Below are 17,495 nucleotides of genomic sequence, written 5' to 3'. Positions count from 1 at the left end.
CAACCCCTGTCGGATTGTGGGAAAGCGAGTGAAAAGCTAACACGGCACAAGAAGCGTTTTGTATTGAAAATCCTTAAGAAATGCCTAAAGATTGAATGAATAATTGACTGTAGGGTGCGGATTGTTGTACCTCCGTCAAGGAACCAAACAGCTCTTTTCCCCCAAAGATAACTAATGTCTTCTGTGTAGAGTCAGCTTCTTGACTCGGCAGTTGTGAGTGAACGGAAAGAATACTATCTGAATCAAATCGATAAAAGCGGTCCAAGTCGCTGCAAAGTCCTTCTTCAACATCCTTGAGATTAGGATAAAGTTCTTGAGAAGGACGCGGTTCATGACCGCTTAAAATCAGTTCATCTAACATTTCCATTTTTTCAATATCGATTAGATACATTCTCCCATTACCAGTGTTAATTAGAAGGCGATCGTCTGATAGGTAGGTAGAGTAGCTAAACCTGTCATCCGAATCAGGACAAGGGCATTCGCATATTCCAAGTAGATTGCACTCAGGAAAACTGAATCTGCTGATTTGTCGATCGCAATCGTGTACAACCACAAATTCGCCACCAGCAGGATGAAATTCTGGAGGCCCTGTGTCATCGGGACATGGAACCTCCACGGCGTGAATTTCCGTACCATCGTCATAAAGCCAGTAGATTTGCTGTCCGTCCTGACCTGCGGCAGCCCAAAGAGCTAAAATTTGATTTTCGGGGTGCGGGTGAAACGAGAAGGAACTCCAGCAAAAAGGGTCTTCGAGCAAAAGTTGTCGTTGAATTTGCCACGAATTGGTATCGCGAATTTGAATCTCGACTTCCCCGCCTTCAATTAATTTCATGCACCAAAAACGCACGCCGTCTGCATCAAACCAGCAGTCCTGAAATCCATTTTTGTTATACGAAAACTTAACAGGAGGGTTAGGTAGCTGTTCTTCAAAAACTAGCTGGTTTTCTGCTGTCATAATTGCTAAATGATTGCCATTTGCCATAATTGCTGCCAGCAAATCGCCTTTGGGACTAATGGCTAAACAGCTAATTTCGTCGGGAAGCTGGTATTCGTATTTTGGCGACAAGTTACGATCGACTAAAGTGACTTTTTTGCTATCGCAACTTGTCGCAATCGTCCACTCGGAATCAGTGCGTTGATTTATATATGAGAACGACCAGTCAATTTGTCTTTCATATTTTGGTAAAATCAGCATAAAGATATTTAAGTTTACTGCGTTGATAGACTCTATTTTAACTAAAATTTTGCACCATTTTCTATTAACCTGTAGGGGCGGGTTCACCAATAGCCGAGCGGGCTGCAAACAGGTTAAATAAACCCGCCCCCACCCACTCAAATCTTGCACCAATATCAATCTTCAGGAGTTTCGCGCGGGGTGGGGGCGGGTTTTTGAGTCTTTTGGTATCCTTTAAAACTCTGGGTGAACCCGCCCCTACAGTATGTGTAAGAATGGGGTTATATGGTATTTTCTGACGCTATGTTTCACAAATTCGCATTCTTTCTCCCCGCATTCTGCACAGGAATAGCCACCGCATGCGGCTTCTTCTTCGCTGCAAACATCCCGAAGAAATCGTGCAGCAAAATATAGAAACACGGAATAATAAACAGCGTCAGCAGCGTCGCCAGCGACAAACCGGAAAACACCACCACACCCAGCGGTTGCAAGAATTCCGAACCGTCTCCAATGCCCAAAGCTAGGGGAAATAAACCCAAAACTGTGGTAATAGTTGTCATCAAAATCGGCCGCAAGCGCTGAGGTGCCGCCCTGAGAATTGCTGTTGTGCGATCGACCTTTTCATCTTCGAGAATTTGGTTCGCCAACTCCACCATAATAATCGCATTATTTACCACAATTCCCACCAGCAAAATCGCCCCCACAATCACCGTTGCGCCGATCGCAGTTTTAGTCGCATACAACCCGAAAATCCCCCCAGCCAAAGCCAGCGGCACCGTTAACATAATCACCAGCGGATCGACAAGCGAATTGTACTGCACCGCCATCACCACAAATACTAAAAACGCAGCCAAAGATCCCAAAACAACCAGCGAACTTTGCAATTCCCGGTTAGTTTCCGCCGCCGAACTCGGTATAACTCGCACTCCTGGTGGCAATTTTATTTCCGACAAAACTGCATCCACTTGTTTCAAAGCATCACCCAAACTCGCGCCCTTATTAATATTCCCAGCAATCAGGAAAACTTGGCGCTGGTTAAGCCTTTGAATTTCCCCCGGCGCTTTTCCCAGTTCAATATTCGCCACATCGCTCAAGCGGATAATTCTGTTATCCCTAGCCGTTAAAGGAATAAATTTTAGTTCCGAAATCGATTGAACAGAAGCGCGATCGAACTGTACCCGCACATCAACCAAACGGTTTCCCCGCTGCAATTGCGTAGGAACAGAACCTTGAATTGCTGTCTGAATCGCCTCTCCAATTTGCCTCGCATTCAACCCGTAGATTTCCGCTTGTTCCCAGTTGGGGCGAATCTGCACTTCCGTTTGCTGCGGGTCTCCATCCGGGCGAAAACGAGCTAATTTTACCTTCTTATCCAAAGTTGCCAATATCTCGCGGCCAGTTTGCTGCAATATTTGTTCGTTTTCGCCCTGAAGTAAGACATCAACTTCAGCGCCGCGCACTGGCGAATTAGTTAAAACCAAACCCCGCACATTTTCTGGATTCAGGCGCAAACGAGTATTTTTGGGCAAATCAATTTTATTCAATTCTTGCGTAACTCGCTCCACAAAAGCCAATGTATTGGTGCCCGGTTTCAGCGTAATGTTGCAGCCGCCGCGCAGCAAATTTTCAACCGTATTGTTGCCGAACAACAGCCCGCCCACTGTTGTCAAAGTGTATTGAGTTTCTGGTTGGCTGAGGATAATTTTCTCAGCTTCTGCCATTATTTTTTGGTTGGTTGCCAAATTTGTGCCGGCGGGAAACAAAGCAAACAATCTCGCTTGACCGGTATTAATTCTCGGCAATATTTCCTGGGGAATTTGACCAGCCATCAGCCAACTGCCGCCGCCCAATCCAATAATTGCTACTGCAATGATAATCAACCGCCACCGCACTATGCCCGATAAAAATTTACCGTAACCGGCCGTAGCATTAGTAAAAGCTCGATCGAATGCGCGCAGTGGCCAAAAGTTGCTCAAACCGCTGGATACCCGCAGCGCTAGCAGCCGAGAAGCCATCATCGGTACAACTGTCAATCCGACAATCAGAGAGGCGGCGACGGAAAAGCTGATGGTGAGAATTAATTCGTTGAAAAGTAAGGAAACTAAGCCGCCGATGAGCAAAAATGGCAGTACGGCAACTAAGTTAGTGATGGTGGAAGCAAATAAAGCCGATTCTAATTCTTGGCTACTTTTTTCTGCTTGCTGCATCAACTGCTTGTTACTTAAGCGCTGCTTGCCGTTTGCACTGTTTTTATTGCTGGTTCCTTCGACAATATTCTCCAGCATCACGATCGAGTTATCGACCACAATTCCCACACCCAGCGCCAAACCGCCCAAACTGAAGACGTTGAGAGATAGGTGAAAAACTCCCATCAGGATAATCGCCATTAAAGTTGCGAGAGGAATTGCCAGGACAATAATCAAAGTTTGGCGCAGGGAAGCCAGGAACAGCAATACAGACGCCCCGGCTAAAACAGCCCCGGTCAAACCAGAAAATACGACGTTGCTAATAGAATCGCGAATGAACTTAGACTCATCAAAAGTATTGACGATAGTCGTGCCTTCGGGAATGAGCCCGGATGCTTTTAATTCTTCTAGCCGCTTTTTGATGCCGTCTACAACTGAGATTGTATTCGCGTCCGGCTGCTTTTGAATGCTAATTTTTACTGCTGCTTTCTGATTGAGAAATACTTTAACTCGTTCTTCTTCTGTACCGTCAATTACCTGAGCAAAATCGCGCAAAAAAACTCGTTTGGGCGGATTAGAACCCGATGCTTGAAAAGAAATTGCCTGAATTTCTTTCGCATTCCGAAACCGTCCCACGGTGCGGGTTAAAGGTTCCGCTGCTTCTTGCCGCAGCCGCCCGCCGGAAGTGTCGAGGTTGCGGGATTCAAGGGCTGATAAAACGTCGGAAATACTGACGCCTAAAGATTGCAAGCGATTTAAGTCAATATTTACTTGAATTTCTTCTTGCACGCCGCCAGCAACGTCAACTGCTGCTATTCCTGGAATTACGTTTAGTTCTCTGGATAATTCTTCGTCGGCAAATACGCGCAAATCAACTCCTTGCAAGGAGTCTGAAGTGAGGGCAAATTCGTAAATCGGCTGCTGGGAAGGGTCAACTTTGAAGAGAGTCGGCGATTCAACTGTGTCGGGAAGTCGGTTGCGGATGCGGTTGACAGCGGCGGTGGCGTCGTTGAGGGCCTGGTCGATGTTCCCCCCCGGTTTGAAGAATAAATCGACGCTGACTTGTCCTTCGCGAGTCCGGGAGAAAACTTGCATGACGCCTTCAGTGGCGGAAAGTCCTTGTTCGAGGGGGCGGGTAACTTCGTCTATTGCTACTTCAGGGGAGACGCCGGGGGCGTTTAAGCGCACGCCGATGCGGGGATAGGTGATGGAGGGTAGCAAGTCAACGGGCAGTTGGGTGATGTAAAAAAAGCCCACGATTATAATAGCAAGTGTCAGCATGAGGGTGCCGATGTGGCGGCGAATGGCGGTCGCGCTAATACTGAATCCGGGTTTGTCGGGGGTCATTCGATTTTAGATTTTAGATTTTAGAATTGAAAACTTTACCCAGTCAGTCAGATTAATTCTAGTAGGGTGCGTCAGTCTTGAATTTTTCTAGGCGGTGAGAGAATATCTACTGACGCACCTTACGAGGAGTATAATAAATCTTAATAAATATTCCCAAAAGTTTTTGTGAATATTTCTTTAGAGGTAGTCGATCGCCCACAACGCAGATTGGCAGAAATTCCGAAGGGCTTTTGAATCTCTCTAAGTTATCGCCATCAGGAACAGGCAAGATGCCTGTTCCACAACAAATAAACTTTCTTGTGGAACAGGCATCTTGCCTGTTCCTAAAGTCTTCTTCCCTTCTCCCTCTTCTTTCTTCCCTCTTCCCTCTTCCTGACATCCGTTACATCCGTTACATCCGTTACATCCGTTACAGAATCCGTTGCCGAACTTCCTGCTTTTACTGTACTTGAGAGCCGTGGGCGCGGGGGTCGGAGCTACTTGTTTTCACAGGCCCTGTGGGGGGAGTAAAATTAGAAACTTGACCTGCCGCTTGGACGTGGGGCAGAGGTTTTCCTGCAATTAAAGCTTCTAAATTAGCTTCCATAATACTGCGCGGCATTTCGCCCATCGTTTCAGCAACGGCGCTGCCTTTATCGTTCAAATAGACAAAGTGCGGAATGCCATCTACTCGATATTTGGTGATTTCTGGCAGCCATTTGTCATTGTCTACATTCAGCATCACAAAATTCATCGGTTCGGCGTATTTCTGTTTGATTTCGCTCAGATCTTTAGCCATTGCCTGACAGCTACCGCACCAATTAGCATAAAATTCCATGAGTGTCGGTTTGCCATTTACCAAAGCTGTTTCTAATGGCATTGAAGCTTTTGCCATGTCGGTGAGACTGCTTGACGGCGTTTGGGTTTGCAGCCCGAAGAAGATGGATATTGAAAGGGCGATCGCTGTTAACACGATCAATAAGTTTCTGAGGCGCGTGGCGACTTTTGTTTCGGGATTTTTGGCTGCGGGGACGACTGTTGACTTGGGGGAATTCTGAGTCATAAAATAAATTGCGCTTGGATTTCTATGTTTTTATTTTAAATAATAGATTCAGATTATAGCACATTTTGAGATAATCAGACCAATCTCATAAAAATTTTTGAAGAGGCCAGAATTAGGCCAAGTGCGCTAAAACAGAAGATAACAAAGATTGTTTGTAAATTACCGAGGACTTGCAGGGTGAAAAAACGGGTAACACTGACGTTTCCCCAACGATCGATCCAAATGCCTGTCACCTATCGACTGGCAAAGGATTTTAATGTTGCAGCCAACATTATCCGCGCTCAGGTGGCTCCGAACCAAGTGGGCAAACTGGTGCTAGAGTTATCAGGGGACATCGACCAACTAGAAGCGGCGATCGACTGGATGCGATCGCAAAATATCGGCGTTTCCCTAGCCAGTCGGGAAATACTCATAGACGAAGATATCTGCGTTGATTGCGGTTTGTGTACGGGGGTTTGTCCGACAGAAGCCTTGACCATTGACCCAGAAAGCTTTAAACTTAGTTTTGCTCGATCGCGGTGTATCGTTTGCGAGCAGTGCATCCCTACCTGTCCGGTGCAAGCTATTTCTACTAACCTCTAGAACCTGTACAAACTCATCGGGTTCATCATCTTTTTTTTGCCTGGTTCTCCTAATTGTGCCATTGGATGAAAAAAAACTCTTGGGTTTCCCTAACTCTACTTTTTGTTACTTATTTTAGTTTTGGCTGGAAATTATCTGAGTTTGATGTTCCACCGCACCTGACTTGGTTTCTAGCCATAGCTTCCATTTTAGTGTTGGCTGTCGCCTTGTCGTTCCCTCTGAGAGACATAAAAGCCTTAATTGTGCGGTGGTTTTCGAGTGATATCGGTGCTTTTCTTTCTATTATTGTAGGAGCTTTTGTGGCAGTGGTAGTTTTTGCTTGGCTGCACCTTTTTGCTACTTGTTTACTCTTGATTTCAGCCGGAGCTTTGGCAAGACTCGATATTCAAATATCTGGTTGGAAAGATTGGCGGGCTTTTGCGGTATTAGCTACCATTTCTTTAACAGGTGTGGGGTTGGGCGGAGCGATCGAGTTTTGGTTAAAAACAGGCAGGCTCGTATTCTCTTAATGAGGAACGGGAAATTCATCCAACCAAATTCTATAACTCGCAACGGATATTTAGCCGAAAACTATCAGCTCGCCCATCAATAAATACAGCTTATTTTTTTTCAATCCCCCACCCCCGGATTAATTCCCCGTTCCGCGCCGTAATCATAGCAGTTTTCCAGCCTCGTGAGGTAAAGCTTCTCAATTTCCGATTCCCCGTTGCGCGTTACTAATTCCCAATTACTAATTACCGACACACCGGGAGTGGAACTGAAAACCCCTAGGGCAGTATTGAACGGTAGCGACTGTTGCTCAAAATGTTATTGCCAAAATCCCGCAAGTCCCGCAGCCAAAAACTCATCCCAATAAAAAAGCAGCTTTAGGGAGCTGCTAGTCAGAATGCATGAGGTATTTTTTTTAGAATAGGACAGATTAAATTCGATCGGTGCTGGGTTACATTTTTTGATACAGGAAAATTGATGAGTGAATGGACGATCGTAAAATCGTCACATAGGAGGATAGCATTGATGCTAAATTTCCCGACAATCAAGTTAGCGTTTAACTGTCCTTGCGCCCTACAGCCCTTCAGCGGTGGGGCCATTTTATTTTTAGGGAGAACTCAATAGCCGACTTTAAGGAATCAGACGAGTCTGCCATTAGTTTTTTTATAAAATCTCCGCATCGCCACATCCTCATGCTTCTAAAAGTTACGCATCACATCCAGTCAAACCCGGTGGATTGCAAAATATTGGGTGGTTAAACGGACACACTCAGACAAATATCAGTATTTTCACCCAAGTCATATCGTTTCCGGTTGTATCGGAATGATTTAACCGCAGAGGGCGCAGAGAACGCAGAGGGAGAGAATACAGAGAGGAATAATTCCGATGCTACCGGATTTGATATCATACCATTTTAGATTTTAGATTTTAGATTTTAGATTTTGGGACTGACTGATAAAGGTGGTGGTTTGGAGCTTGCGTAGGGTTGCATTATTTTTTTGAACTGGTATCAAAAGTCCTCAGAAACCTGTTATTTTCTTAGAAACTCGGTTTCTGAATGTATCAATTGAGCTCAGGCCCGGTTTCTGGTTTGATAACTTTTTGGATTTCCTCGATCGCCCTAGTCGCCACTGTTTCAGGCCTTTCACCCACACCAGCATAGACTCGGACATCTGCTTGAGTGTAGAAACGCTCTCGCTCTTTAAAAAGGCTTTGCAGCTTAGATTTGAGCTCGCCCTCCTGCAGTAGGGGTCGAGCGGTGTCCGAACGCAGTCGATCGTACAATTGATCTACAGGCACATCCAACCAAACCACTACACCGTAGTGCAAGTAACCCCAATTCATCGATCGCGTCACAATGCCCCCGCCCGTAGCCACGACCGAATTTTGATACGCAGACAACTCACCGAGCACTTTAGTTTCTAGTTCCCGAAAAGCCTCTTCCCCTTCTCGATCGAAAATCTCAGCAATTGACTGATTAGCAACTCGAACAATTAGTTCATCAGTATCAAAAAAACGGTATTGTAATTTTTTTGCCAAAATCCGCCCCACCGTTGTTTTTCCCGCACCCATCATCCCGACAAGATAGATATTTACTCCCCTCAACCCATCCACTGCCAAATCCTCCGATATTTTTCTATTTTTTCAGGTTAATCGATCGGCCACTGAGGCCATCATCGTCATCAAACTCATCACCCTCATCCAATCCCCAATCCTCATCTGCTTCTGCCAGAGGATTTATAGGTGCTTCATCAGCGGGTTTAGGAATCTCCCCTCCCGGAGGAACCAGCACTCGATACTCCGCATCGTATACAGACTCAGTTTGCCCCACCCCAGACTGACTCGGATCTCGATAGCCGTAAGAATATACTGAGCCAGCCCAAGACTTGCTTTTCGGTTCCTGCTGAGCTTCGTAAGCCCTCGGATTTGCCGCTGGAACATCATTTACCTGCGGTCGATCGGGAAAATCGCGATCGTCCCCCCAATCGTCATCAGCCCCTTGAGAGCCGGATTTTGAGCCATCTGAGACCCAATCGTCCTCATCGTCTGCCGCTGCATAAGTCCCCGGTTGAGCGTAATCCTTCGCCCCATCCGGGTTCGGAGTTTCTTGCAGGAAAGTCCCGGCTTTGTAACCCGCCGATGTGCCGTACTCAGTTCGGTAGGAACCAGGAGCTTGAGTTTGGCTATTATCCCTATTCAGATCCGGGTCAAGTCCCTGTTTTCTAGGAGGGGGAGGCGGCGTGTAAGGTGTTCTCCTGTCCTCTGGGAAAGTATCGGGACCGCTGCGACTGGATCGGCCGCTGCGGTCTCCCGTTGGAGATAGGTAATTTGAAAAAGCGAGCAAACCAGAAATCAATAAAGATGTGATAGCTCCCACCACCATGCTCAGCAAAATCCAGATAGATAAAGGCAAAGCAGGCGATCGAACTCCCAAAAACACCAGCGATAGTGCCGGCTCCACATTTTGCAGGGCAAAAATAGTTAGCCCTACCACAATTACTAGCAAAAATACAGGTCGCATATTAAAAATATTGGTAATAGGTAATTGGTAATTAAAACTAACAAATCATCAATAACAAATAACAAACTGTCAACTGTCAACTGTCAACCGTCAACTGCCAACTGTCAACTGTCAACTGTCAACTGTCAACTGCCAACTGTCAACTGCCAACTGCCAACTGTCAACTGTCAACTGCCAACTGTCAACTGCCAACTGTCAACTGCCAACTGTCAACTGTCAACTGCCAACTGTCAACTGTCAACTGCCAACTGTCAACTGTCAACTGACATCTTCTTTCCAGCGTTTGAGAGGAACGCAATCAATCCCCAACTGGTCTAAAGCGCGAGCCACCACAAAGTCTACCAAATCTTCAATAGTTTGCGGATTGTGATACCAAGCAGGAATCGCTGGTACAATTCTAGCTCCAGCTTCCGCCAAGGTAGTCAAATTCCGCAGGTGAATCAAGCTAAAAGGCGTTTCGCGAGGCACGAGTACCAATTTTCGCCCTTCCTTGAGCTGAACGTCGGCCGCTCTTTCGAGCAAATCCGAGCTCAAGCCAGCCGCCAACTTGCCCAGCGTACTCATGCTACAGGGAATAATCATCATCCCTTGGGTGCGAAAGGAGCCACTAGCAATATTAGCACCGACATCTTGCCAGGGATGGCACCGAAGTTTACCCATTGTGGCGACTCCTGCTTGTTCCCGCCAGAATTCCTCTTGTAGCGTCGGTTCGGCGGGCATTCGAGTGTTCTGTTCGCTTTGCCAAACCATGTAAGTAGACTTGGAAGCGACCAGTTCGATCGCGCGATCGGCTTCCAACAAATATTTCAATGTTCGCACCGCGTAAATCAGTCCCGATGCACCGGTAACTCCTACAATTAGAGGTTGGGCGGGGACTGAAACAGAATTAGTCATGGGCAATTATCCAGCAATAAGCTCACTAATTATAATAGCGCGATAGGTGCTAATAACAGCCACAACACTCATCAATCAATTCAATGATTGCGTGGCGATCGCTCTTAATAACAATAAAAGGCGAAACCTATAGCCACCTGCAACACCCCCGGATACTACAAGAAAGTATGCGACTGCGCTCGCCAGGATTATCATTACCCTATTCTTCGTTAACAAAAACAAAGGCTAACTGCGATCGCCAGAGCTCCAGATCCCAGCCCCATCTTACATCCTGATCGCGCGACCAACTCTGTGTCACAATAGAACTACTAACTTTACTTTATTAACATCAGGGGAGGCAGACAATGTTCTTAAGATACGAAGATATCGAAATAGTGCAATTAGACATTACCTCCCGATGTAATGCCGGTTGTCCTCAGTGTCCGCGCACGGGGAACCCTATTTTGCCAATGACAGAATTGACAATAGCAGATATTAAGAGAATCTTCCCTAAAGAATTCTGCTCTCAGTTGTCTTGCATTTACCTGTGCGGCAACTTTGGGGATGCGATGGTGAGTAATACCACTCTCCCGGCGCTAAAGTATTTTCACAAAATGGGAGTCAATTACCTTTGGATGTACACCAATGGTAGCGGACGCAGCCCTGATTGGTGGCGACAACTGGCCAAAATTTTGAATCAACCAGACGATCGCGTTATTTTTGCCATCGATGGATTAGCGGATACCAACCACCTCTACCGTCGCAATACAAACTGGAACCGGATTATGGAATCCGTCGAGGCCTTTATTGGCGCCGGTGGCCAAGCAGAGTGGCAATATTTAGTCTTTGAACACAATCAACACCAAGTCGAAGAAGCTCGCGCTTTGGCCCGTAGACTGGGGTTTATTAAATTTCAAGCTAAAGCAACGTCTCGCTTTGCGCTGTCAGAGGTTGATGAAGTCGGAGAAAAGGAGGAGGCGATCGCAGAGGTGGACTCCCAGACGCAGGAAAAGCGCGATCGTTCTACCCCCATCACCCTAGAAAAAGCAGCTCTCAATTTTCACCGACAAGCTGAAGATTATTTAGCGGAAAAAAATTTAGAACAAGCATTTTTAGCTTGTCAAAAAGCACTTGAGATTCAGTCAAACTTTGCCGTCGCTCACAAAACATTAGGCAATCTGCTACAGCTCACAGACTGTCTGGAGGAAGCGATGAACTCCTATAAAACTGCCCTAGAAATTCAGCCAGAATTTGCCGAAGTTTATGCAAATATGGGCAGCGTTTATGCTTCTCAAAAACAATGGGAACCCGCAATTTCTCACTATCAAAAAGCGCTCGAAATTCGACCAAATTTTTCAGGAGTGTATCGAAATTTAGCCAAAATTTGGACACAATTAGGTAAAATAGAAGAAGCAAATGAAGCTTTTCAGCAAGCCGTTAAACTCCAACTCGCTCAAGAAATTGCTCCGGCTAAAGCTGCTAAAGCGAACAAAGAAAGCTCCGTAGAACTCAAGCCGGCTTCCTTACCCCAGTATCAAAATCCAGAAATCCCCAACTTTCGCAAAGCCGTCCAAGAATATGGAGGATTAGAAAATTATTTTCAGGGCATTGAAATTAACTGCCAGTCGCAAAAGAAAGCTGAAATTTACGTTAGTTTTGACGCTGAACTGTGGCCCTGCTGCTATACAGCTCAGACCAAATACGCTCATTACAGCGACACTTATATGACCCAGGCGATCGCTCTGTTTGAAAAATATGGGCAAGGATTTAACAACCTCCGCAGCAAATCTATCAAAGAAGTGCTAGAAAATGTTTGGTATCAAAAAGACTTAGCCAAAAGCTGGTCTTGTTCGGAGAGACTAGAAATATGCGCCTTGGTGTGCGGGAAAGCCTTCCACCCCACATCCTCACAGATGCTCTAGATCCTTCACTGAATCGAGTCCAGAAACCTGATTTTTTTGGAAAGTATCGAATTTTAGCACCGCAATATTTGCAAAAAAGCCTGATTTTTCTTGAAGCGGACTTCAGAAACCGGGTTTCTTGATGAAACCCGGTTTCTGAACAGCAGACGTTTGTTAGAAACAGGCGAGAGTTGGAAACTGGCGACGCACCCTACCTTTACTGTTAGCTATCAACTATCAACTATCAACTATCAACTAACTACTCATCATCATCAAAAGCTTGACTGCCGCCGCCAACTGCAACTAAATCAATTTGCTGGCGGTAGTAGTCAACACTCTTGACTTGAACTTCTACCCGATCGCCCAAACGGTACTGATTGCGGTTTTTGCGACCCACCAGAGTTTGCTGGCGCGATCGATATTCGTACCAGTCATCCTTTAGCGAAGAAACGTGCACCAATCCCTCAACTCGCAGGATGTCACTCTCCGGCGGCCGCACCTCAATTTCCACAAAGAAACCGTAAGACTGCACGCCTGTAATCAAACCCTGGAAAGTTTGACCGGTGCGTTCTTTCATCAATCCGGTTTTCTTCAATCCCTGCAAATCGCTTTCGGCATCCTCAGCAACTCTTTCGCGTTCGGTTAGATGTACTACTACCGATGCGAACTCGGTCTCAAATTCGTGGTGCAAATCTGGCGGGAGAACATTCCAAGTAATTTGACCGTGACAGGAGGAATGGTGCAAGTCAACTTTTTCCTTAGCCCGTGTTGTGCGGCTGCTGCGGCCTTGCTCGAACACCGCTTGCAACACCCGCAGTACCAGCAAATCGGCGTAGCGGGAAAGCGGCGAAGTGCAGCGCGTGTAACCCTCTGACAGTCCCAAACCGAAGTGTGGCTTGGGAGTGGTGCTGTAAACAGCGGGCTTCATGGTGTCTTCTAGCAGGTAGGTGAGAACTCTTTCGGACTTAAGACCGGCAAACTGCTGGGTAAATCGCTGAAAGTCCAAGGGCAAAACTTCTTCTTCGGTTTCGAGATACAGTTCGCCTCCGAGGTTGTTGGAGAGTTTGATGAACTCTTGAATGTCTGCCGGGTCTGGCATCGGCTGGACGCGGTAAATTGCTGGGACTCCCAAGGCTTGCAGGTGAGTGGCGACGGCTTGGTTGGCAAGTACCATCAACTCGGAGACAGCCGACTGGGCGGGGGGAGCCGTTGCAAAAGCTCCTAATTCGCCTTCGTCGTCGAAGTGAGAGTTAGCATCGGGCAAATTTAGTTCAAAAGCTCCTCGCTTGAGCCTTGTCTGTCTGGCAGCCTGTGAGGCGGCACCGAGTTGATCGAGGAAAGGACGGAGGGCGGAGGATAAAGGGTGCTCTTCGGCATCGCCTGGTTCGAGAATTGCTTGAGCTTGCTCGTAGGTGAGGTGGTAGTCAATTTGAATGACGCTGGTTTGAATCTCGTATTCTAGCAGTTCTCCTGATTGGTCGAGGGTGAGCAGTATGCTGAAGGCCAGCCGTTCGCTGTCTGGCAGGAGGGAGCAGCGCTCGTTGAGGGTTTCTGGCAGTACGGCGATGATTTTTTCTCCCAGATGGGCGGCGGTGCCTCGCTTGCGGGCTTCGCGGTCGATCGGGGTTTCTGGCTGCACGTACTCGGCAGCATCGCTGATGTGGATTCCTATTTGCCAGCGGCCGGGCTTTAGGGTTTCGATCGACAAAGCGCGTTCCACTGGCGGATCGGAGAGGAATGATGTCGGATCGAACTCGTTTTCGCCTCCTCCTTCGGAGAGATTTTCCTCTTGGGCTTGAGGGGCGTCGTTTTCGCTGTTGCTTGTTCCCGGTTCGTTTTTGCTGAAGCTAACAGTCAGAATGTTACGCAAATCTAGGCGTTTTTTGATGTCGGTTTTTTTGACTTTGCTGGGCAAATTTTCGGCTGCTTTGATGACGGCGGCGGGGAACGATCGCGGTAAGTCGTGTTTGCAGCATACGATGTCGAGGTCGTCAGCGGCTTCGGCGTCGGAACCGAGTACCTGTACTACTTTGCCGACTGGCCGATGGGTGCCGAGGGGGTAGCGTTTGACTTCGACGTGTACTAGGTGGTCGATCGCCTCTTGGAGATTTGTGCCATTTGCGAGCAAGTCTAGTTCAAACAACAGGCGATCGTCCAGGGGGATTGCTCTGTAGCTGACGCGGCCAGTGGGGGTGGCGGTTTGCTTGACTCGCGCTAGTACCGAGGGGTTGGCGCGTTCGAGGATGAGCATGACTTCGCCTTCGGGCGATCGGCGGCGGCTACCTTCTTTGATGATTTTGACTAAAACTCGATCGCCATTCCAAGCTGTCGAGAGGTGACTTTCCCGCACGTAAACGTCTTCTGAGCCTTCGGCGTCTTGAATTGCAAAGCAAAATCCTTTGCTCGAACAGCGCAGTTTTGCTTCTACTACGTCGTCTTCAGCTACTCGGCGATAGCGGCCTTTGTCTTTGACTAATATGCCAATTTTCTCTAGAGCTTCTAATGCGATTTGAAGTTTGAGTTGACTGGTGGCGTCGTTGCAGTCGAGTTTTTTCTCCAATGCTTTAGGAGCCACTAATTTGTCTTCTGTAAAATTTGCCAGCAGTGCAGCGATAGAAAATTCCATGTAGCGATCGATCCTCTTGTTTCCAGCAATTAGTCTAATTTTGGCGAAATCAGCCGCACCCCCTCGGGCCCTCGTAGTGCCTGCTTCCCAACAAAATGCGCGGGTTAATAGGTGGAGACGCGAGCACAGCCACCTTGTTCGATCGCGAGGTTTTTTTGAGATTCTCTCCCGACACCGGCTTGGTGCTAATTGTCTGCTGTCTGTCTTGAACTGACTGCTGACGGTGCAGACAACTGTCCCGCACGCTATTCCCCAATACAATTTTTTAGCGTTGGTTTGTTTGCTTTTAAGTCAGCAGCGCCGAGCACTTCGCAAATTAGAAAGCCCCTGTCGGTTCTTAAAAGATGGCTCGATACTGAAAGCGACGGCTTGAGTCGAGGATGAGCCGATGGAGGCATGGAGAGGGATAAAATTTGCATTTCTTCCTTCTGCCTTGTTCCTTCTGCCTTGTTCCTTCTTCCTTTTGAAGTGCCTCTTGCTTCTTGCTTTAGCAAAGAATTTACCGGATCTTTAAGGCAAAATTGCTAGTAGCTCGCTGCTGCGATGCCCCTGTTTTTTTGCACGCAATCTGTCCTTGCGGACGGAGGTGCAACGAGCGGGTCGGGAGGCAATCTGTGCTGTAGAAAGTGCAGGTACGCAAACCGGAGACTTTTACTACTTTTGCTTAGTTGCTGTGTCATCTCCTATAGGTAGAAATGACGCCCGGTGCTTGTTAGCTTAAACTGCCGGATGTGGGATGGGGTTTAGTGGCGTGAAAGGTTGCGCGGATGATTCACCTTTGATTTATTGTACGTTGAATACGTGCTTTCAGAAAATTGTTTTCTCTGAGCTGTTGTTGAGCCAAGCGTGACCTGGGGTAATTTTTAAAATTTTCGCGATCTCTGGGACGATCGAGCTTGCTGAGTCGCTTTCTGTTAAGCTGTTGGGCATTTCAATTGTCTTTTTGGGCGGGTGTGACCGAAAGCATCCAGGATACAAGCCCCCGGATTGATCCGTCCAGAAATAAAAAACCTGTATCCGATAAAGGAGCCCCCGAATTTATCCGTGGGGTCAATGCTTAAATCTAAAATCTAAAATCTAAAATCTAAAATCGATTGACGCCCAACCCCTACTCCCCGCAAGAATTTCATCAAACTTGTCTGTAAGAATGAGAAGCACCTGGGCTTACACGATCGCCCTCACGTTTTCAACAAATGTTGAAGAATCAAGCAACTAATGCGTGGTTGTGTACTAAACTTAACTACCAGCCGGGAAGTCCCTCGGTATATTTAGAGGGGATTAATCAGAGCGCTGCGCCCCTTACCCCGTTGGGAATTACGCCCGCGTGATGAAAGGCTCGTCGGGTGTAGGTACCCAAAGCGACAATTATTCTTTTATAGCCCAAGATGATCTGGAAATACTCTGATACTATATTAGCAAGTGGGGGTGGAACTACCTCACTATAAAAAGCCTTTGAAAAAAAGGAAAAAGAAGCCTGCGGTGTAACTGTACTCAGTTGACCGTCAGGTTTGTTCACGTCATAAGCCCCTTCTGGTTTCGGGGTCAAAAAACTATGTTTGCTGAATTTCGCGCCCTTTATCCCGCTGGACAGTTAATTTGTGAGTTGCTGACTGTTCATCACGGTAAGTTTGTTGTTCGCTGTCTGGTTCAGGTTGACGGCAAAACTCTGGCTACGGCTATGTCGGCTGCTGAGTCTGTTGAGGATGCTGAAGACCGTGCCCGGTTGCGAGCGATCGCTGTTCTTGGATCTGCTGCGCCCGATCGTGCGATCGCGACTGTTGATCCGGCTCCGGTTGCTCCGGTTGCTCCGGTTGCTTCGGTTGCTGCTGTTCCCCCTCCTCCTGCCGTTGCCCCGGTTGCTGCTGTTCCCCCTCCCCCTCCTCCTGCTGTTCCGGTTCCTGTTGGGCCGACAAGTGTTCCTCTTCCGGTTCTAGAAATGCCTGTTGCTGACAAATTGCCTGAAACACATCAAAGCAATTTTGTCAAGACTGAAGCGAAATTAAATGAAGAGCCGATCGCACCTGTACCGGAACCGCTGCCGCCAACGGTCGATCGCGTCGAGGCTACTGGATTTGTACCGAAGCAGTTAGACTCAGACGCTTGGCTTTCTTCTAGCTACGGCGAACCACTTCAGGAACTGGAGGTGCCGACTGCTAGCCAAAGTGAACTGCTACAGGGTGCGGCCGAAGTCAGGGAATTGCAACCGATCGCAGTGGGAATCCCCAGCGATGCGATCGAGGATAATTCTGATACGATCGCCCAAATAGACGCCATCCTCAAACGCCTGCAATGGAAGAAAAAACAGGAAAGCGACTGTCTCGAACACAATTACGGCAAGTCGTCGCAGAGAGAGCTTTCTAGCGAACAGTTGGGAGATTTCCTAGAATATCTGGAAATCTACAGCAGAACTACTGAGGAAATCAAGCGGTTGGGCTGGACTCCCAACCAAGGAAAAGATTATCTCAAACAAGGTTATGGCAAAGAAGCGCGGCACTTCTTAAATCGAGAAGAATTGTTCGACTTCCTGCAATATCTCGAATCTTTGCCCTAGGAATTGGGCAACAAAACAAGGCGCTGGAGGCTATTAGATTAAAGAAACCGGGTTTTTTACAGAGATTAAGGTTGAGAACCAAAGATTAGGGTAAAAAACCCGGTTTCTCGCCCCCCGTTGCTCCCGGATTAAAGAAACCGGGTTTTTTACAGAGATTAAGGTTGAGAACCAAAGATTAGGGTAAAAAACCCGGTTTCTCGCCC

General features: G+C 47.3%; 14 protein-coding genes. 4 read left to right on the top strand and 10 right to left on the bottom strand.

The genetic code is table 11. The annotated features are described in order from the left end of the window. Nucleotides 1–73: 73 nt before the first annotated feature. From QUA16_RS29665 to QUA16_RS29650, 4 genes are all read right to left on the bottom strand, one after another. Nucleotides 74–1,195, bottom strand: a complete 1,122-nt coding sequence (locus QUA16_RS29665; protein WP_333107731.1) for a hypothetical protein — start codon at nt 1,193–1,195, stop codon at nt 74–76. Between the two features lie 287 nt (nt 1,196–1,482). Beyond that, complete coding sequence (locus tag QUA16_RS29660) at nt 1,483–4,707, bottom strand: efflux RND transporter permease subunit (protein ID WP_333107730.1); 3,225 nt, start codon at nt 4,705–4,707, stop codon at nt 1,483–1,485. 106 nt (nt 4,708–4,813) lie between these two features. Further along, nucleotides 4,814–4,975: a hypothetical protein gene (locus QUA16_RS29655; RefSeq protein ID WP_333181554.1), complete on the bottom strand. Its 162-nt coding sequence runs from the start codon at nt 4,973–4,975 to the stop codon at nt 4,814–4,816. A gap of 171 nt (nt 4,976–5,146) precedes the next feature. Next, nucleotides 5,147–5,749: a thioredoxin family protein gene (locus QUA16_RS29650; protein ID WP_333107729.1), complete on the bottom strand. Its 603-nt coding sequence runs from the start codon at nt 5,747–5,749 to the stop codon at nt 5,147–5,149. A gap of 177 nt (nt 5,750–5,926) precedes the next feature. On the opposite strand from QUA16_RS29650, the gene QUA16_RS29645 reads away from it, so the two are divergent. Together QUA16_RS29645 and QUA16_RS29640 are read left to right on the top strand one after the other, a co-directional pair. Then, a complete protein-coding gene (locus QUA16_RS29645; RefSeq protein WP_333107728.1) occupies nt 5,927–6,331 on the top strand; it encodes an NIL domain-containing protein in 405 nt (134 codons plus the stop codon). 65 nt (nt 6,332–6,396) lie between these two features. Then, entirely contained in the window at nt 6,397–6,840 is a 444-nt protein-coding gene (locus tag QUA16_RS29640) for a hypothetical protein (protein ID WP_333107727.1), read from the top strand. Between the two features lie 1,042 nt (nt 6,841–7,882). Here the strand turns inward: QUA16_RS29640 and QUA16_RS29635 are convergent. The 3 genes from QUA16_RS29635 to QUA16_RS29625 form a co-directional block, all read right to left on the bottom strand. Next, nucleotides 7,883–8,434 (bottom strand): shikimate kinase, encoded by a 552-nt coding sequence (locus tag QUA16_RS29635; RefSeq protein WP_333107726.1) that lies wholly within the window; start codon nt 8,432–8,434, stop codon nt 7,883–7,885. A gap of 22 nt (nt 8,435–8,456) precedes the next feature. Then, on the bottom strand, nt 8,457–9,341 hold the full coding sequence (locus tag QUA16_RS29630; protein ID WP_333107725.1) for a LapA family protein: 885 nt from the start codon (nt 9,339–9,341) through the stop codon (nt 8,457–8,459). A 258-nt stretch (nt 9,342–9,599) separates the two neighbouring features. Next, complete coding sequence (locus tag QUA16_RS29625) at nt 9,600–10,235, bottom strand: flavin prenyltransferase UbiX (protein WP_333107724.1); 636 nt, start codon at nt 10,233–10,235, stop codon at nt 9,600–9,602. A 344-nt stretch (nt 10,236–10,579) separates the two neighbouring features. Here QUA16_RS29625 and QUA16_RS29620 point away from each other — a divergent pair, with 344 nt between their 5' ends. Then, on the top strand, nt 10,580–12,136 hold the full coding sequence (locus QUA16_RS29620) for a tetratricopeptide repeat protein (protein ID WP_333107723.1): 1,557 nt from the start codon (nt 10,580–10,582) through the stop codon (nt 12,134–12,136). Nucleotides 12,137–12,374: 238 nt separating this feature from the next. On the opposite strand, the gene QUA16_RS29615 is transcribed toward QUA16_RS29620, so the two are convergent. From QUA16_RS29615 to QUA16_RS29605, 3 genes are all read right to left on the bottom strand, one after another. Beyond that, nucleotides 12,375–14,741, bottom strand: a complete 2,367-nt coding sequence (locus QUA16_RS29615; RefSeq protein WP_333107722.1) for a ribonuclease R family protein — start codon at nt 14,739–14,741, stop codon at nt 12,375–12,377. Between the two features lie 245 nt (nt 14,742–14,986). Next, a complete protein-coding gene (locus QUA16_RS29610; protein ID WP_333107721.1) occupies nt 14,987–15,235 on the bottom strand; it encodes a hypothetical protein in 249 nt (82 codons plus the stop codon). 313 nt (nt 15,236–15,548) lie between these two features. Further along, nucleotides 15,549–15,671 carry a hypothetical protein gene (locus QUA16_RS29605; protein ID WP_333181552.1) on the bottom strand — a complete coding sequence of 41 codons (123 nt, stop codon included), beginning with the start codon at nt 15,669–15,671 and terminating at the stop codon, nt 15,549–15,551. A gap of 622 nt (nt 15,672–16,293) precedes the next feature. Here QUA16_RS29605 and QUA16_RS29600 point away from each other — a divergent pair. Continuing rightward, nucleotides 16,294–17,292 (top strand): hypothetical protein, encoded by a 999-nt coding sequence (locus QUA16_RS29600; protein ID WP_333107720.1) that lies wholly within the window; start codon nt 16,294–16,296, stop codon nt 17,290–17,292. Nucleotides 17,293–17,495: the final 203 nt, after the last annotated feature.

This window comes from Microcoleus sp. S13_C3 (assembly GCF_036700905.1).
Taxonomy (GTDB): Bacteria; Cyanobacteriota; Cyanobacteriia; order Cyanobacteriales; family Microcoleaceae; genus Microcoleus.
Note: the sequence above shows the minus strand (reverse complement) of the source record. Positions and strands in the feature narration are given on the sequence as shown.

Bases quoted from the DNA above. Each gene is read 5' to 3' on its own strand.
- QUA16_RS29640 (WP_333107727.1), top strand. From the start codon at position 6,397: ATGAAAAAAAACTCTTGGGTTTCCCTAACTCTACTTTTTGTTACTTAT.
- QUA16_RS29600 (WP_333107720.1), top strand. From the start codon at position 16,294: ATGTTTGCTGAATTTCGCGCCCTTTATCCCGCTGGACAGTTAATTTGT.
- QUA16_RS29650 (WP_333107729.1), bottom strand. From the start codon at position 5,749: ATGACTCAGAATTCCCCCAAGTCAACAGTCGTCCCCGCAGCCAAAAAT.
- QUA16_RS29630 (WP_333107725.1), bottom strand. From the start codon at position 9,341: ATGCGACCTGTATTTTTGCTAGTAATTGTGGTAGGGCTAACTATTTTT.
- QUA16_RS29660 (WP_333107730.1), bottom strand. From the start codon at position 4,707: ATGACCCCCGACAAACCCGGATTCAGTATTAGCGCGACCGCCATTCGC.
- QUA16_RS29620 (WP_333107723.1), top strand. From the start codon at position 10,580: ATGTTCTTAAGATACGAAGATATCGAAATAGTGCAATTAGACATTACC.
- QUA16_RS29615 (WP_333107722.1), bottom strand. From the start codon at position 14,741: ATGGAATTTTCTATCGCTGCACTGCTGGCAAATTTTACAGAAGACAAA.
- QUA16_RS29625 (WP_333107724.1), bottom strand. From the start codon at position 10,235: ATGACTAATTCTGTTTCAGTCCCCGCCCAACCTCTAATTGTAGGAGTT.
- QUA16_RS29665 (WP_333107731.1), bottom strand. From the start codon at position 1,195: ATGCTGATTTTACCAAAATATGAAAGACAAATTGACTGGTCGTTCTCA.
- QUA16_RS29605 (WP_333181552.1), bottom strand. From the start codon at position 15,671: ATGCCCAACAGCTTAACAGAAAGCGACTCAGCAAGCTCGATCGTCCCA.